The organism is Nannocystis pusilla (assembly GCF_026626665.1).
In the GTDB taxonomy this organism is placed as follows: domain Bacteria; phylum Myxococcota_A; class Polyangia; order Nannocystales; family Nannocystaceae; genus Nannocystis; species Nannocystis pusilla.
On sequence record NZ_JAPNKE010000002.1, the window covers coordinates 7,727,467 to 7,743,343 of the forward strand.

A 15,877-nucleotide genomic window follows, 5' to 3' on the forward strand; every position below is an offset into this window, starting at 1 on the left:
ATCGAGCACCAGGAGGGTTTTCCAAGAGAGCGGCAGCCCGGAGCAATCGCGTAGGGCAGGGTGTGAGCAGGACGAGGTCGTCGGCCATCGATGCGACGAATCAGCAACGGTGTAGTCCGGTCGAAAGTCTTGCTGTGCCTGCGGCGACCACGAACATCAGGCGCGCCTTCGAAACGAGGAGCAACGAGGAGCCGTCGAGTAGGCGGGATGAGAGCGGGTCGAGATCGTCGGCCGGCGATGCGACGAGTCAGCAACGGTGTAGCCCGATCGAAATCCTTGCTTCGCCGGGTTCGATGCCCCGCGAAGAGCACCTGAGGGTGGAGTTCTACCTGGAATCGGGCGATGCAACGGAGGCATGGACCTGATGGCGACTCAAGCACGAGAGCCTAACCCCGAGACCGCCGAGAAGACGCCGCGACGCCGCTTCACGCCCGCGTACAAGTTGAAGATCCTCGCGCAGACCGACCACGCGAGCGAGGGACAGATCGGCGCCATCCTGCGCAAGGAGGGCCTGTACAGCTCGCTGTTGTCGACCTGGAGGCGCCAGCGGGACGAGGGTACCCTGGGGGCGTTGAAGCCGAAGAAGCGTGGACCGAAGCCGAAGCAGGACCCCGAGCAGAAAGAACTGGAGCGCCTGCGCCGCCGGGTGGCGCAGCTCGAGCACAAGCTCGAGACGGCGGAGCTGATCATCGACGTCCAAAAAGTCTCGCAATTGCTCGGGATCCCGCTCGCGACGATCGAGCCGTCCGAGAAGACCTGATCGCGCAGGCGGGCGAGCTGTCTGAGAGGACAGGTCTGCGGCAGGCGTGCGAGGCGCTGGGCGTCTCGCGCGCCACCGTGTACCGCCGTCGCCGCCCCGCGCCGGTGAAGTCGCCGAGACCGCGGAGGACGCCGCGAGCGCTGAGCCCTGGAGAGCGCCAGGAGGTGCTGGAGATGCTGCACAGCGAGCGCTTCGTCGACAAGGCGCCCGAGGTCATCGTGGCGCTCCTGCTCGACGAGGGGCGCTGGGTGTGCAGCGCGCGGACGATGTATCGCCTGCTCGCGCAGGATGGCGAGGTCCGGGAGCGCCGGCAGCAGCGGCGGCACACCGAGTACAAGCGCCCCGAGCTGCTGGCGACCGCGCCGAACCAGGTGTGGTCGTGGGACGTCACCTGGCTGCGAGGACCGACCCGGGGCCAATACTACTACCTGTACGTCCTGCTCGACATCTACAGCCGTTGCGTCGTCGGCTGGACCCTGGCGCACCGCGAGAGCGCCGACCTCGCCGCGCGCCTGCTCCGCACCACCTACGACAAACAACAAATTAGACCTGATCAATTGACCATTCACGCCGATCGCGGCGCCGTCCAGACGTCCCGCGAGCTCGCCGACCTCTACCAAGCCCTGGGCGCCCGCCGCTCGCACAGCCGGCCCCACGTCAGCGACGACAATCCCTACTCCGAGGCCCACTTCAAGACCCTCAAGTACACCCACGACTACCCCGACCGCTTCGCCTCCTACGACGAAGCACACACCTTCTGCGCCCGCTTCATCGACGGCTACAACCACCACCACCGTCACTCCGGCATCGCCTTCCTCGCCCCCGCGGACGTGCATTACGGCCGCACCGAGGCCGTCCTGTCCGTCCGGACTGCCGCCCTCCACGCCGCCTACGCCGCCCACCCGGAGCGCTTCGTCCATGGAAGACCCACGCCGCACCGGCCTGCCGCCGCGGTCTACATCAACCCTCCGGGCCGCCCCGAGCGCGGCCCTCGCGAGTACGAAGTCCATGTCCTTACGGACAGGTGCATCGCGATGGATCCACCTTCGGAGCACCTCTCCGGTGAAATCTCACATTCACTAAACCTGATCAGCACCGTGTCTCAAAGTCATTGACAGGCTCCGCAGCTCGCCATAGCGCAGGCGTTGGTGCAGGCGTCGGTGTCGACGTCGTTCCCGTCGTCGCACGGCTCGCCCTCTTCCACTGCCCCGTTGCCGCAGGAGGGCTTGGTGCAGTCCTCCGGGCAGCTCATCATCGACTCGCTTGTCCCGCAGACCATGTCCCCGCAGACACATGAGTCGCCAGTGCAGGGGAGGCAGTCTCGCCCGCACGTCGCCTCCTCGTCCGCCTGACACACCCCGTCGCCGCACCCAGGCGTGCAGTCCTCGGTGCAGATGGCGGCGTTCTCGTGCAGCTCGCACGTCCCGTCGCCGCAGCTCCCGGCGTGACACTCGATCGGGCAGCGCGCGGGGTCCTCGTTGGGTGCGCACACGCCGTCGCCGCAGCCCGGGCCTGGGAAGTCGCGCGGGCACGTCTCCGCCGTCTCGTCCTCGTCCTCTTGCCCGTTCCCGCACGTGCCGAGACACGCCTGGACGAAGGTCCAGTTCTCCTGCGCGTCGCACACCGCCGCCGCGGGGCCCTCGCCCGTCTCGTCCGTCCACACGCAGTCCGACGGGCAGACCTCCTGGTTCTCGTCCGCGTCGCAGACAAAGTTATCGTTGCACTGCCACGGCGGGTGCTCGGGCTCCCGGGCGCATTGCGTGAGGACCAACACGAAGAGACATGTCCCCGCGGACAGGAACCATTGTCGCGCATGCGTCGAGGCAGGAAGGTCGCGCCGCTTCACGGGTCCTCGATGCAGTAGAGGGGACGAGCGACGTCGCAAGTCGACGTGCTCATCACCTCAGTCCAGGTCGCGTCGGTCGCGTTCGTAAACCGAAGCCACCGGAGGCCTGGGGCGCTGAGGCGTTCCAGCCGTCGCAGTCGTGATCGCCGGGGTCCCGTCGGACTTCGTGTTCGTCCACGGGGCCAAGTTCACCTTCTCCTTCGCATCGGTCCGGTCGACGGCGTGCAGGAGTTCGCCATCGGTCAGGTCGGCCCAGCCGTTCTCGGCCACCGGCGTCCCGTCGATCAGCACGTACATCCCCAGGTACGCCGTGTCGAGCCGGTTCGCGGGCCCGGTCAGCTGGCTCGACAGCCACGCCTTGAAGCTCCCCTCATTCGTGAGCCCGGCGGCGGTCGCCGCCATCACGCACTCCTCGTCCGCGCCGCTCAGGCCCCCGAGGTTGCCCTCGAACTTCTTGCTCGTCACGAAGATCACCCGCCGCGGCTTCAGGCATTCGAAGCAGCTGTCGCCGTCGACCTGATTCCCGTCATCGCACTCCTCCACGCCGTCCTGGACAATGCCGTCCCCGCACTTCGCCGGCTCGCAGTCGTTCGTGCAGGTGTCGGTGTCGATGTCATTACCGTCGTCGCACTGCTCCACGCCTGCCTGGACCGAACCGTCGCGGCAGGTCGCGTCCTGGCAGGCCACGCACTCGTCGGTGTCGTCCGCGTTCCCGTCATCGCACGTCTCACCGGGACCGACGTCGCCGTCGCCGCAAGTGCTGGCCTCGCACATCGCGCTGCACGCCTTGCCGGGGCCGTTGTCGGGGCCGTCGTCGCACTGCTCTTCGCTGGTCCACACGATGCCATCGCCGCAGGTCGCCATGGCGCAGGCGTTGGTGCAGGCGTCGGTGTCGACGTCGTTCCCGTCGTCGCACGGCTCGCCCTCTTCCACCGCCCCGTTGCCGCAGGAGGGCTTAGTGCAGTCCTCCGGGCAGCTCATCATCGACTCGCCTGTCCCGCAGACCATGTCCCCGCAGACACACGAGTCGCCGGAGCAGGGCAAGCAATCCCTCGCGCACGCCGTCTCTTCGTCCGCCTGACACACCCCGTCGCCGCACCCAGGCGTGCAGTCCTCGGTGCAGATGGCGGCGTTCTCGTGCAGCTCGCACGTCCCGTCGCCGCAGCTTTCGGGGTGACAGTCGGTCGGGCAGCGCGCGGGGTCCTCGAGTGGCGCGCACACGCCGTCGCCGCAGCCCGGCCCCGGGAAGTCGCGCGGGCACGTCTCCGCCGTCTCGTCCTCGTCCTCTTGCCCGTTCCCGCACGTGCCGAGACATGCCTGGACGAAGGTCCAGTTCTCCTGCGCGTCGCACACCGCCGCCGCGGGGCCCTCGCCCGTCTCGTCCCTCCACACGCAGTCCGACGGGCAGACGACCTGATTCTCGTCCGCGTCGCACACGTGGTCTTCGTTGCACTGCCAGTACGGATCGTCCGCGGGCGGAAAGTCGATCTTGAGGCAGTTCAGACCGCCGAGGGCGAGCAGGAGGCCGAGTCGCACGTCGACGCGCATCATCAGCAGACTCTAAAACATGGATCTCGGGCGATCAACGCCTCACGCGTGCGCCTGCGCCCCCAACCGTGGTTGGGGGGCCCAACTCCGGTTGGGCCTCGCGTCCGTCGCTCGTTTTCCGTACACTCCCGGGCCCATGGTCTGCGTCCTCCTGGCCGCTCTCCTGCTCCTGACGCCATCCGTCTCCGCCGGCTCGGCCTCGCCTGCCGCAGGCGCGAGCGACCCCGGGAGCGAGCGCCGCGGTCGCGCCCGCACGGCGTTCGAGCACGGTCACTTCGGCGAGGCCGCGCTGGAGTTCGAGGCGTTGTGGCGCGAAGGACATGGGGCAGCCGACCTGTTCAATGCCGCAGTCTCGCGTGTCGCCCTCAGCCACCACGCCCACGTCGTCGTGCATCTCGAGGCCCTGCTCGCGCTACCTGGTCTGACCGCCGCCCAGCGCGAGGAGGCGACGGCCCTTCTGCGGACCGCCCGGGCGGAGACCAGGCCGGTGCCGCTCGAGCTGCGAACGCAGCGCCCGCTCGACGCTCCGCTCTCCGTTACCCTCACGTTCGTCTCCGCCTTCGCGTCCGACGTTCGACCGGATCTCACCATCACGGTCCGCCCGGGCGAGAACACCGTCCTCTCGCTCGACCCGGGCAGGTGGCAGATCCGCGTCGACGATCCGCGCTTCGAGCCCATCACGCACGAAAGTCGGGTCGAGGCATCCACGACGGCTCCGGCGGTCCTGGATCTCCGGCTGCGCCAGGACGCTCGCGCGCTCCGACGCTTCGCGCTTGGCTGGAGCGGCGCCGGCGTCGCCGGGATGGTCGTCGGCGGGACTCTGCTCGGCATCGGACAGGGCCGATGGTCGTCGCGGCTCAACGGCCCCGTGGAGGCGTGCCAGTCCGACGGTTCGCTTTTTCCGGTCGAGGCGTGCCGTCGCGAGCTCGATGCGGCCGGGACGTTGCGAGCGTCGGGCGCCGCCGTACTCGGCGTCGGTGCCGGCGCGCTGCTCGGAGGTCTTGTCGCTCGGGTCAAGGAGCCCCGCAAGCGCCGGCTCGGCTGGATCATCGCCGCCTCGGTCGGCGGCCTGTCGACGATCGGCGGCGCGGTCGCTCTCGGCCTCGGCGCCCAGGCATCCGGCCGGCACAACGACCCGTCCCCCTGGACAGACGACGATCGCCGCGCGATCAACGGAGCCGGGGCGGCGCACACGACCGGCGCCACGTTCCTGGGCCTCGGCGCCGGCGCTCTGGCCAGCGCGATCACGGGCCTGTTGCTCGATCGGAGCGGCCGCTTCCTCGTGTCGGCGGGTCCACAAGTCCGCGTCGGCGGTGGCGCCCTTGTCATCGAGGGCCGGTTTTAGTCCGACCACAGTTCGTTCGCGGGCAGGCAGACGTCGCGCCCGCCTTCGGCGCGCCGGCACTGCAGCGAGCCCTTGCAACCGCAGTCACGGCAACACGTCTTCGGGTCCTCGCCAGGATCGCAGTGACCATCGCCGCAGGTGAATACGGGGGCCGTAGTCGCCGGCGCCTCGGACCCGCCCCATAGCGTCAAGCACCGGCCTTTCTCATCGCAGCGAGGGCACTCTTGTGGGCACGGCTTTCGCTTGGAGGGACGCTTGGCGGGATCGTCCGGGGCCATCTCGTTCGGCCCGACGACCGCGACCTCAGTGGGCCCCGACACCACGCGCTCGCTAGGCGCCGTTTCGGCGAGTGCGCCGCAGTCTTCCTCGCAGCGCCCGGCCTCGCCGGCCTCGCAGCGGCCGTTCCCGCACCAGACCTGCCGGCAGCGCGGATCGCCGTCGGTCATCTCGGCGCGGAAGGTGTCGAGCCAGTCCTCGAGCTCCTTCATCTCCGCCTCGCCGGGCACACCGATCCTGGCCCATCGGACACGTCGGTTGCAGTCGAGCGCGAGCGTCACGGGCAACGTTCCCTGGTAGAGACGGCGCGAGTCGTCGCGCAGCGCGGCGACGAAGCTGTCCGCGAGCGAGCGGTCGGCGACTTGCACATGACTCGCGGGCATGAGCGGCCCCCACGTCCGGATCGCGTCCTCGGGCGCGGTCGGGTCGAGCACCTGCACCGGCAGGAACCGCACTGAGTCGCCCCAGCTCGCGCCGCGTCGTTCGAACAGCTCGCGCAGGTCCGGCAGGACCTCCTTGCAGGCGACGCACCATGGTGCCCACAGGCTGATCACATGCACCGCCCGCGGCGACAGCACCTCCGACGAGCCGAAGCGCACCGTACCCGCGGGCGCTCCCTGGCGCACGCGCTCGAGTCGCAGGCGCATCAACGGCCCGAGGTCCACGCCGGCCGCGACGTAGGAGCCGGACCCGAGCGGCGCGCTGGGAGGCGGCGGAGGCGCTTCCTCGACTTCGACGTGACGCTCGGACGGCGAGCGCACGGGCGCGGGGCACGAGGCTGCACGCGCCCGCAACTTCTCGAGCGCCTCGGTCCGCTCGGTGATCCGCCAGGTCAGCACGAGCGTCAGAGCGGAGAGCACGCCGACCGAGATCAAGAGCACGAACGCCCCCCAAATCCACGCGCGCGGCGCCTCGGCCTCGGACGGCAGCAGTGTCGTCTTCAATGTTCCGACTCCTCGCAGCACTCACACGCGCGGCGTGTCCCCGAGAACCGGTCCTCGAGCTGCCTGAGATGCCAGATGCCCACGGCTGCGGCGAACACCGCCACCGTCGCCGCGAGCGCTGCCGCCAACAGCACACGTCGTGCCGCTCTCGCCGTCATCATCGGACCTCCTTCGTGCCGTCGCACGGCACCGGGATCACCAGGACCACGCGGTTGACATCGCGCTCGAGCGAGCGCCTGCCCGGCACCGGCTCCCCCGCGCGGATCGCCGCGAACGCGCCGGCCAGGCGCTCGCTCTCCGCGCGGGAAGTAGCGATCGGCGCCTGCGTCCCCGCATAGTTGCGGACGAACGCCTCGAGCGCGACCGGCCGATCGCTCGGCGCGCCCGAGCCGATGAGCATCGGGCCGGCACCGCGCTCGCTCGGCTTCTCGCGACCGAGCGCGACGTCGATCAGCCGCTCGACCGCGTTGATCCGCCGCAGAGCGAGCGCGTAGTCGTCGGCCGGGTTGCCGTCGGGGCTCGCGCGGCCGAGCACGAACAACATCTTCGCCTCGCGCAGCGCCTCGGCGTGGCGCGCCAGCTCGCTGGCCATGTGCGCCCGCGTCTGGGGGTCCGGCCACGCCTGTCGGGCGCGGGGTTCGCCCGACGGGAAGAACACCGCCAGCCGGTTCGGGAACGCGGCCAGCAGCGTGTTCATCTGCTCGTCGTCGGCGAGCAGCGCCCGCCATTCGTCGGCGCTGCATCCTTGTCCGCTCTCGACCTGGTCCTGCACGCTGTGCCGGCGCTGCAGGCACGTCTGCGTCAACCGCGAGACCGCCGCCTCGACGGCTGGGTCGCCGCATGTCGGCGCGGGCGCCTCCGGCTCGTTACGCGGCCGGCAGCGCAGATCCGCGCCGCACTGCAAACCGACGTCGCACGGACAATCACGGCACTGCTCGCCTCGCTGGGCCACCTGCGGCTCTTCGTGAGGCGTGCATTGTCCATGAACACACCACTGCCCCTCGGGACATTGCTCCTCGTCCGGCCGGCGCGGATCGCAGACCCGCGCTTCTTCGCCCTCGTCGACGACCATCCCAGGCAAGAAAAACACCGGATAGGCCACGAGCAACACCATCACCCAGATCGCGGTCGTCAGCGCGATCAAGACCCTGGTCGTCAGATCGATCGACATCGTCATCCTCACTTCGACCCAGGCGCTTCGACGAGCTTGAGGAGCTTCCCCGCGCTCGTCGCCGGCATCGCGTCGTCGAGGTGCAGCGCCTCATCGACGATGGGGACCACGAACGCCTGGGGAACGCTCACCCGTCCGCCTCGCGCCTTCACCCACGAGAGCAAGTAGCGCTGCTGGGCCGCCAGCGTCGCCGCCGCATCCTCACCGTCGACGCACGTGCGCAGCTTTCCGCCCGGGCCCAGCGTCTCTGCGACCTCGCCGAGCGCTCGCTCCACCTTCTCGATCGTGAACCGCGGCGCCTCCGTGTCCTGCAGGTCGAACAGCGCCGCGAGAGCCTCGAGCCCACGCCCGGGAGCTAGCTGCTCCGCGCACAACGCCGCCAGCGCCCCGAGGCACGCGTTGTTGCCACGCGCATCACCGTGCGTCTGCGGCCTTCCTCGACGTCGACGAACTCGTGCGACGGCAGGAACCGCTCGTCACAGCTCGCGCGCGGGAACATGTACACCCATAGCTCGGCCCCGTGTGCGCGCAACCGCGGCAGCGATTGTTGCAAGTAGTGCAGCTCTCGCCGACACAGGGGGCAGGTCGGATCGACAAAAAGCATCACCGCGGTGCGCGGCGTCTCGACCGTTGCTGCGAGCGTGACCGGTGGCGGATTGGGCGGCGGGGGCGGGCAGCTCGCCCTGCGCGCCGCGAGCTGGTAGCCGACCGCGAGCCCGCCGGTCGTCAGCACCCAGATCATCGCCGCCCAGAACGTCCCGCGGATCCGCTGCCCGCCGGCACTCTGGTCCGAGGGCCCATGGATCAGCCACGCGCCGACGAACGCCAGCGTCAGCGTCGCGTACAGCGCCATGCAGAACGGGCACATGTGCGTGAACTGGGTGAACGCGTAGGTCCCCAGCAGCGCCGACACCGTGATCCCGAACGTGCCGAGCCCCAGCAGTCCGCGCGGTGCGACCTCGGCCAGCGGACCGCGCCCGCGCAGCAGGGCCGCCGCGAGCACTATGGTCGTGAGAACATGTCCGATCGACCACACGCCGAGCGGCAGCCCGAGTAGCTCTGACCACGCGCTACTCAGCGCCTCGGCACACGACGGCCCGTCGTCGCCGCCGGTGCATCCGCTCGCGTCGCAGAGGTAGTCGGCGCCGAACTTGAGCCGCACGAGCCACGCGCCGACGCCGAGCCCGACGAACGCGGACAAGAGCGTCAACCCCGCCCCGAAGCGGACCCGTCGAGGGATCGCGGGAGGAGCGACCATCGTCGGCTCCGTCACTTTTGCCCCACCGGCAGGAGGTCGTCCATCGGATCGCTTTCGAAGGCTTCTTGCTCTTCGTCGCCGGCTTCGGCGCGTCCTTGGCCGTGAACGTGTACGTCAGCTCTCCGCCGTCATCACTCTCCGGGAACTCGGCACCGTCGAGCTGATCGAGCACGCACTGACGAAACGACGCCGGCGACGCCTGCACCTCATGCACTGACCCTTCTGGGCTCACCTTCAACGTGAAGCGCAGTCGGTCCGTGCCCGGCATCGCGCACACCCGCAGGTCGGCGAGGCGCCGATCGAGCTGCGCCCGCACCTTGCTCGCCGAGAACGGCCGCGCCAGAACCGGCGCCGGCTCCTGGGGCGGCGACGCGGCCGGAGCCGCGACCTCCGTCACGGGCGCTGGCGGAGCCTCACGCGCCAGGCCCTCACCCGGGGCCTCGACGCGCTCCACCTCACCACGCGCCGCCTCATCCGCCGCGTTCACGACGGGCTTGCGCATTCTGTCCCCGGCGATTGTCGCCTCGCGCACGAGCAACTGGTGCGTCGGCGTCGGCCGTACCGCGGACAGCAGCACCCGTCCAGATCCACCATGTCCCGGCTTCTCCGTCGGCGCCAGGGACCACGCCCCTCCGAACAGCGCTGCAGCCGTCACCATCACGATCGCCGCCTCACGACGCCACCCAGGCGCTGGCGAAGACACCGGCACGGGCGCCTCCCGCAGCACCGAGCCGCTCGGCGGCACCGCGCGCGGCTCATCGAGCGCCAGCCGCAGGGCAGCCATCACCTCGTCGACCGAGCGGAAGCGTCGCGACGGATCGCGCTCGAACGCCTGCATAACCGCCGCCTCGACCTTGGGCGGCAGCGCCCCGCGCACATGCTCGTGGAGCGGCCGCGGCGACTCGTGAATCTGCGCGTACGTCACATCGCCCGCGCTACCCGGCTGCCAGGGTAGCCGCCCGGTCATCAACTTGTAGATCGTCACGCCGAGGCCATACACGTCGGTCCCCGGCGACGGCCGCGCCTCGCCTGCGAGCAGCTCGAGCCACGTAGCCCGGCGTCCCGAGCACCAGCCCGAGGCCGGTCTGCTCGCCGCTCGCGTCGAGGTCCTTGGCGATCCCGAAGTCGATCAACTTCACAAGATCGTCGCCTGCGTCGCCGCCTTCGACGAGGAAGCAGTTCGATGGCTTGACGTCGCGGTGGATGATGTTGCGGGCATGGGCCGCTGCCAGCGCCTCGCACAGCTGGAGGCCGATCGCCGCGGCTCGGCGCCACGGGAGTGGGCCCTGGCGCATGAGCACTTGCTCGAGATCGCTCCCGCGCAGGAACTCCATCACGAAGTAGATTTCGTTCTCCGGCGTAGTCCCGACCACGAAGGCACGCGGCACGTGGCGACTCTCGATCTCAGCCATGGTCCGCGCTTCGCGCTGACAGCGTCGCCCCATGCCGGGGTCGGCCGTGAATCGACGGTCGAGGAATTCTACCGCGTACTCCACGCCCGACTCGCGGTCGACTGCACGATACACAGCCGCCATTCCACCCTTGCCCAGCCGCTCCATGATTCGGTAGCGCTCGGCGATCAGGAGCCCGGCCCGCGTATCCGCCCGCGACGGTTGGTGCACGGTCGAGGTCTCGTGCGCCTCCGTCTGCTCGACCCCGTCGAGCTGCTCCTCGGTGAACTTCACCAGGGGAGGCTAACCGTGAGGCCACGCCCCGTAAAGGAGCCCGGAGACGGCCCTCGGGCCCGTGGCGGACCGACTCTCACTTCCGCGAACGATCCTTGGAACGCTTCGAGCGCGAAAGGCGCAAGGGCCAGGCCGCCATGTCGAGGGCACGGCGGACGACGAGGGACGCCTCGAGGCCGCGATCCCGGCTGATGTGACGAGGGCGACGTTGGTGCTTCCGGAGCGCGGCGAGAAGTACGAGTTCACGCTGGGGCACCTCGAACCCGCGGACCACTGGCGAGGCGCCGCCCAGCGCCTGCGAAGCCTCGGCCTGTACGGCGCCGAGCCCTCGGCGCCGGACGAGGGCTTCCAGCGGGCCCTGCGCCGCTTTCAGGCGTTGCGCCGCCTCGAGGTGACGGGCGCGCTGGACGAGCCGACGATCGCCGCCCTGCAGGAGGCTCACGGGTGCTGAGGCGAGTTCAGGAAGAGAACGACCAGCGCGGTCCGGCCTCGAGCGTGTTGAAAGTGTCACGCGCGCGGTCCGAGCGAGCGGCCGCGAAGGTCCCGATGAGCCTGGGTTTCGTGGGCTCGTGCTCGTGCGAATCTTCGCTCGGATCTGGGTCTTTCGGCTCCGGCATCCCTGCAGCGTATTGAGGCATGCGGCGCGAGGGTCGTCTACCAGCCGCCGTACTCGCCCGGAGCCTGTCAATGACCTTGAGACACGGTGCTGCTCAGGTTTAATGAATGTGAGATTTCGCCGACATAGCAACCTTGTAGAGAATCAGTCGCGCTGCACCTGTCCGTAAGGACATGGACGTCGTACTCGCGAGGGCCGCGTTCGGGGTTACGCGGCGGGTTGATGTAGACCGCGGCGGGAGGCCGGCGCGGCGTCGGCCGACCGCGGACGAAGCGCTCGGGGTGGGCGTCGTAGGCTTCGTGGAGGGTGGCTGTCCTGACGGACAGGATGGCCTCGGTGCGACCGTAATGCACGTCGGCGGGCGCCAGGAAGGCGATGCCGGAGTGGCGGTGGTGATGGTTGTAGCCGTCGACGAAGCGGACGCAGAAGGCGTGGGCGTCGTCGTACGAGGCGAAGCGGTCGGGGTAGTCGTGGGTGTACTTGAGGGTCTTGAAGTGGGCCTCCGAGTACGGGTTGTCGTCGCTGACGTGGGGCCGGCTGTGCGAGCGGCGGGCGCCCAGGGCGTCGTAGAGGTCGGCGAGCTCGCACGACGTCGGGACGGCACCGCGATCGGCATGGATGGTCAATTGGTCAGGTTGGATGTTCTGCTTGTCGCAGGCGGCGCGGATCAGCCGGGCGGCGATGTCGGCGCGCTCGCGGCGGGCCAGGGTCCAGCCGACGACGCAGCGGCTGTAGATGTCGAGCAGGACGTACAGGTAATAGTATTGGCCCTTCGTCGGTCCTCGCAGCCAGGTGACGTCCCACGACCACACCTGGTTGGGTGCGGTCGCCAGCAGCTCGGGGCGCCTGTACTCTGGGTGCCGCCGCTGCCGCCGGCGCTCGCGGAGCTCGCCCTCGGCGGCGAGCAGGCGATACATCGTCCGCGCGCTGCATAGCCAGCGCTGCTCGTCGAGCAGGGTCGGCACGATGACCTCGGGCGCCTTGTCGACGAAGCGCTCGCTGTGCAGCAGCGCCAGCACCTCCTGGCGCTCCGCCGCGCTCAGCGCCCGCGGCGACTGCCGTGGCGTCGTCGGCTTCGGCGACGGCGCGGGGCGACGCCGGCGGTACACGGTCGCCCGCGAGACCCCGAGCGCCTCGCACGCCCGCGGCAGACCTGTCCTCCGGACAGCTCGTCCGCCTGCGCGATCAGGGCTTCTCGGACGTCTCGAGCGTTGCGAGCGGGATCCCGAGCAATTGCGAGACTTTTTTGGACTTCGATGATCAGCTCCGCCGTCTCGAGCTTCTGCTCGAGCTGCACCACCCGGCGGCGCAGATGCTCCAGCTCTTTCTGCTCAGGGTCCTGCTTCGGCTTCGGTCCGCGCTTCTTCGGCTTCAACGCCCCCAGCGTACCCTCGTCCCGCTGCCGCCTCCAGGTCGACAACAGCGAGCTGTACAGGCCCTCCTTGCGCAGGATGGCGCCGATCTCTCCCTCGCTGGCCCGGTCGGTCTGCGCCAGGATCTTCCGCTTGTACGCGGGCGTGAAGCTACGGCGCGTCGCCCTCTCGGCGGTCTCGGGGTCGGGCTCTCGTGCTTGAGTCGCCATCGGATCCATGCCTCCGCTTATTCGCCCGGTTGCAGGCCGAACTCCACCCGCGAGTGCTCCTCGCCGAGCGACGAGCTGGGTGACGCAAGGATTTCGATGGGACGACGCCGTTGCTGATTCTTCGCACCCGTGCCCGACAACCTCGTCGTGCGCGCGACCCGCCTACTCGATTGCTCCTCGTTGCCGCTCTTCTGGAAGGCGCTCTTGGTCGTCGTAAATCCAGCAAGACTTTCGACCGGACTACACCGTTGATGACTCCTCGCCGCGGTAGCCGACGACCTTGACGCGCTCGCGCGTTGCCTACTCGATCGCTCCTCCTTGGCGCTCTTTGGGAAAGCGCTCCTGGTGCTCGTGGTCGCTGCAGGCACAGCAAGCTTTTCGACCGGACTACACCCTTGCTGACTCGACGCCGCGGTGGCCGACCTGGACGGGCTCACGCCCTGCCTACTCGATTGCTCCTCGTTGCCGCTTCTTTTGATGGTTGGGTTGCTCATGCTCTTGATTCACGGACTCGCCCTGTTCTCTAAACTTCGTGGGAGCCGTGTCTCACACGACATTGGCAGGTAGGGGCCCGACCTCAATCCCATCGAGCTCGCCTGGTCGAAAATCAAGACCGCCCTCCGTGGCCTGGGGGCTCCTCAAGGCGTATGAAACCCGCTGTGAGGCAATCGCTGTGACGGCTACGCGGCTGGCCCGGTCACGATCTTCTCAGTCGGTATGAAGATCTGCTCGAATGGCGCGGCGCTCATCGGGAGCGCGTCGCCCAGCGATCGGCGTCGATCTGGAGCGTGGTGCCGCGCCCGATCTCCCCCAACAGCCGGCGTATGGAGGCGACGCTGGGGCCGCCGACCCTGTAGATCAGGATGCCGAGGTTCTCGGGCTTGACAGTCGATTCGGCGACGAGTGTCATGTCAGCTCGCTCGTAGAGTCGGCAGAAGGGCCCGGTCGTGATCGGGCTGGTGAAGCCGAGCCCCGACATCACGGCCTCGAGCTGAGCGGCGGCGGCTCTCCGGGGTCGACGAGGGCCCCGAAACATCGGTGGGGCGCGGTCATCACGCCGAACGTGATCATGGCACCCGCCGCGATCCATTCGCGGAAGGTCTCGCTGGTCTGGGTCTCGGGACCTGCGTCGAGGATGGCGTTCAGGACGAGGGCGTCGTCTCGTAGCGGGTGCGCCAGATCGTAATAGACGTCGAGCGGCATCAGGGCGTCGGGCATGCGCCCGATGAGGAACTGCGTGGGGCCGATGTCGACGCTGCCGGTTCGGTAGGCCTCGAGGACGCTCGCGGCGGTGAAACCTCGCAGCATGGGGTGGAGCGCGCCCACGCTGCCAGCCAGGCGCGAGAGGAACCACCGATAAAAGGGGGGAAGTCGTGGCCGGTGAGCTCGACGCGCTCCTCGAGCTCCTCCAGATCTTCCGGGGAGGCCCCCGACCAGTCGCGTGCGAGGTTGGGGACGATGCGAAGCAGCAGCGCTTCGAGCTCGGGCTCTAGCATTTGTGACACACTCCGGGGTGAGCGGTCTTGTGATCGCAATGCATCTCACCCTCGGCGCACATCAGCATGGTGAGGATGACCTGGCACGTGCCGCACGGGGGGATCGGCTTGCCCGGCCCGAGCTCTTCGGGGGTGGCCAGGCGGGCTCGCTTGGGGCCGTCCTTGCCGGGCTTGCGGATCCACAGCTTGGACAGCTTGGCAGCGGGGTTCGTGGTGTAGTAGCGCTCGGTGAGGCCCATGGGGCGGTCGCCGTGGTTCATGGCCAGCAGCGCCATCTGCTGCGCCGCGCAGCTCCCCGGGGGGTAGAACATCTCGTCGGTGACACCTCGGAAAGAGTCGTTCGCTAGCTGCTTCAGCTTCTCCCACTCCACGGGCCACGAGCTCAGCGAGCCCTTGCCGTACCTGGCAAAGTCGAGGACGTCGGCCTGGAAGTCCTTGCGGTCCGGCTTGTTGGCGAGGGTGCCCGAGGGCGTGGGGGAGTGCCATGCGCCGGGCATCTCGGCCTGGATGTCGGAGTACTGGAACAGGCTCGTCCCGGCGAAGATGAGGCCGTCGTCCTTGCACTTGACGACGCCCATCATGCCCGTGAAGTTGACCGCGAGCCCGCGTTCTTCCTTCTCGAGCGCGTCGATCTGCTGCCTGTGGGGAGCACGCTGCTTCTTCGGCAGCTCGGCCATCGCCGTCTTCAGCGCAGCGATCTCGGCCTGTACCGCGGCGAGCCGCGGGGCGTTGGTCGCGCGCGCCTTCCCGATGGCTCGGTCGATGGCGGCCTGCAGCTGCCCCGCGGCCCCTTTGGTGTCCTCGTCCTCTTCGAGCTTGCCGTTGAAGCCGTGTTGCTTACGACACAGCGGACAGGGCTCGTCGCCGACCACCGCGGTCAGGCCCGCATTCTGCAGCACGCCGACGAGGGTGGCGGCGTTGGGCGGCTTGCCGCTGGGCCCGCAGTTGTTGAGCATCGGGTCGCCGAGGAGCTGCACGTTCTTGCCCTCGATCTTGACGTCGAACGACCCCGGGCCGACGAAGCTCGTGGAGCCGTGCGTGTTGGCGGAGAACAGGCCACCGCCGGTCCCCTTGCTGGCCATGTCGCCCGTCGATCCGAAGGTCGCGCCCTTCACGGCGACCTGCTTGCCCTCGATCGTGACGTTCTTCGAATAACCCTTGGGAGAGCTGCCGCTCTTGCCGATGTTTGGCAGCGGTGTGGGGACGAAGGGCGCAGGCGGTCCCGGCATCTTGCAGACGTTGGGGATGGTGGCCGCGGCCACGCCCTTGCTGCCCTTCGTGACCGGTGTCTTGGGCGCGTTGACGAGCGTCTTCATGGGCGTCCTTGGATACGAGGATCGTGCAGAAACA

The 15,877-nt window shown here is 69.0% G+C and carries 13 protein-coding genes and 2 pseudogenes; 3 read left to right on the forward strand and 12 right to left on the reverse strand.

Features of this window, described 5'->3' with window-relative positions; all coding sequences use genetic code 11:
• Positions 1–355: 355 nt before the first annotated feature.
• A pseudogene (locus tag OV079_RS33960) lies at positions 356–1,731 on the forward strand (IS3 family transposase); the annotation flags it as partial.
• A gap of 137 nt (positions 1,732–1,868) precedes the next feature.
• Here the strand turns inward: OV079_RS33960 and OV079_RS56430 are convergent.
• Together OV079_RS56430 and OV079_RS33970 are read right to left on the reverse strand one after the other, a co-directional pair.
• A complete protein-coding gene (locus tag OV079_RS56430) occupies positions 1,869–2,606 on the reverse strand; it encodes a hypothetical protein (RefSeq protein ID WP_267773454.1) in 738 nt (245 codons plus the stop codon).
• 57 nt (positions 2,607–2,663) lie between these two features.
• Positions 2,664–4,157, reverse strand: coding sequence for a DUF4215 domain-containing protein (locus tag OV079_RS33970; RefSeq protein ID WP_267773455.1), 1,494 nt, complete (start codon positions 4,155–4,157; stop codon positions 2,664–2,666).
• A gap of 301 nt (positions 4,158–4,458) precedes the next feature.
• Here OV079_RS33970 and OV079_RS33975 point away from each other — a divergent pair, with 301 nt between their 5' ends.
• Complete coding sequence (locus OV079_RS33975; protein WP_267773457.1) at positions 4,459–5,499, forward strand: hypothetical protein; 1,041 nt, start codon at positions 4,459–4,461, stop codon at positions 5,497–5,499.
• On the opposite strand, the gene OV079_RS33980 is transcribed toward OV079_RS33975, so the two are convergent.
• The 6 genes from OV079_RS33980 to OV079_RS34005 all read right to left on the reverse strand — a co-directional run bounded on the left by OV079_RS33980 (position 5,496) and on the right by OV079_RS34005 (position 10,833).
• Entirely contained in the window at positions 5,496–6,719 is a 1,224-nt protein-coding gene (locus OV079_RS33980) for a TlpA family protein disulfide reductase (RefSeq protein ID WP_267773458.1), read from the reverse strand. The genes OV079_RS33975 and OV079_RS33980 overlap by 4 nt on opposite strands.
• A gap of 157 nt (positions 6,720–6,876) precedes the next feature.
• A complete protein-coding gene (locus OV079_RS33985) occupies positions 6,877–7,890 on the reverse strand; it encodes a hypothetical protein (RefSeq protein WP_267773459.1) in 1,014 nt (337 codons plus the stop codon).
• Positions 7,891–7,898: 8 nt separating this feature from the next.
• Complete coding sequence (locus tag OV079_RS33990; RefSeq protein ID WP_267773460.1) at positions 7,899–8,264, reverse strand: hypothetical protein; 366 nt, start codon at positions 8,262–8,264, stop codon at positions 7,899–7,901.
• Positions 8,246–9,052 (reverse strand): vitamin K epoxide reductase family protein, encoded by an 807-nt coding sequence (locus OV079_RS33995; RefSeq protein WP_267773462.1) that lies wholly within the window; start codon positions 9,050–9,052, stop codon positions 8,246–8,248. Before OV079_RS33995 ends, OV079_RS33990 begins: the two co-directional genes overlap by 19 nt.
• Positions 8,961–10,133, reverse strand: a complete 1,173-nt coding sequence (locus tag OV079_RS56435; protein ID WP_267773465.1) for a serine/threonine-protein kinase — start codon at positions 10,131–10,133, stop codon at positions 8,961–8,963. The genes OV079_RS33995 and OV079_RS56435 overlap by 92 nt, the downstream gene beginning before the upstream one ends.
• A complete protein-coding gene (locus OV079_RS34005) occupies positions 10,084–10,833 on the reverse strand; it encodes a serine/threonine-protein kinase (protein WP_267773466.1) in 750 nt (249 codons plus the stop codon). Before OV079_RS34005 ends, OV079_RS56435 begins: the two co-directional genes overlap by 50 nt.
• Before the next feature lie 211 nt (positions 10,834–11,044).
• On the opposite strand from OV079_RS34005, the gene OV079_RS34010 reads away from it, so the two are divergent.
• On the forward strand, positions 11,045–11,284 hold the full coding sequence (locus OV079_RS34010; protein ID WP_267778714.1) for a peptidoglycan-binding domain-containing protein: 240 nt from the start codon (positions 11,045–11,047) through the stop codon (positions 11,282–11,284).
• A gap of 374 nt (positions 11,285–11,658) precedes the next feature.
• Here the strand turns inward: OV079_RS34010 and OV079_RS34015 are convergent.
• The 4 genes and pseudogenes from OV079_RS34015 to OV079_RS34030 form a co-directional block, all read right to left on the reverse strand.
• Positions 11,659–13,040, reverse strand: a pseudogene (locus OV079_RS34015) (IS3 family transposase); the annotation flags it as partial.
• 736 nt (positions 13,041–13,776) lie between these two features.
• The gene (locus OV079_RS34020; protein ID WP_267773467.1) at positions 13,777–14,013 is read right to left on the reverse strand and encodes a hypothetical protein; all 237 of its coding nucleotides are present in this window, start codon (positions 14,011–14,013) and stop codon (positions 13,777–13,779) included.
• The gene (locus OV079_RS34025; RefSeq protein ID WP_267773468.1) at positions 14,010–14,339 is read right to left on the reverse strand and encodes a hypothetical protein; all 330 of its coding nucleotides are present in this window, start codon (positions 14,337–14,339) and stop codon (positions 14,010–14,012) included. Before OV079_RS34025 ends, OV079_RS34020 begins: the two co-directional genes overlap by 4 nt.
• A gap of 181 nt (positions 14,340–14,520) precedes the next feature.
• A complete protein-coding gene (locus tag OV079_RS34030) occupies positions 14,521–15,843 on the reverse strand; it encodes a PAAR-like domain-containing protein (RefSeq protein WP_267773470.1) in 1,323 nt (440 codons plus the stop codon).
• Positions 15,844–15,877 lie beyond the last annotated feature (34 nt).

Excerpts from the sequence above, each read along its gene's own strand:
- OV079_RS34025 (WP_267773468.1), bottom strand. The coding sequence starts at position 14,339 with ATGCTGCGAGGTTTCACCGCCGCGAGCGTCCTCGAGGCCTACCGAACC.
- OV079_RS33985 (WP_267773459.1), bottom strand. The coding sequence starts at position 7,890 with ATGTCGATCGATCTGACGACCAGGGTCTTGATCGCGCTGACGACCGCG.
- OV079_RS34030 (WP_267773470.1), bottom strand. The coding sequence starts at position 15,843 with ATGAAGACGCTCGTCAACGCGCCCAAGACACCGGTCACGAAGGGCAGC.
- OV079_RS33970 (WP_267773455.1), bottom strand. The coding sequence starts at position 4,157 with ATGATGCGCGTCGACGTGCGACTCGGCCTCCTGCTCGCCCTCGGCGGT.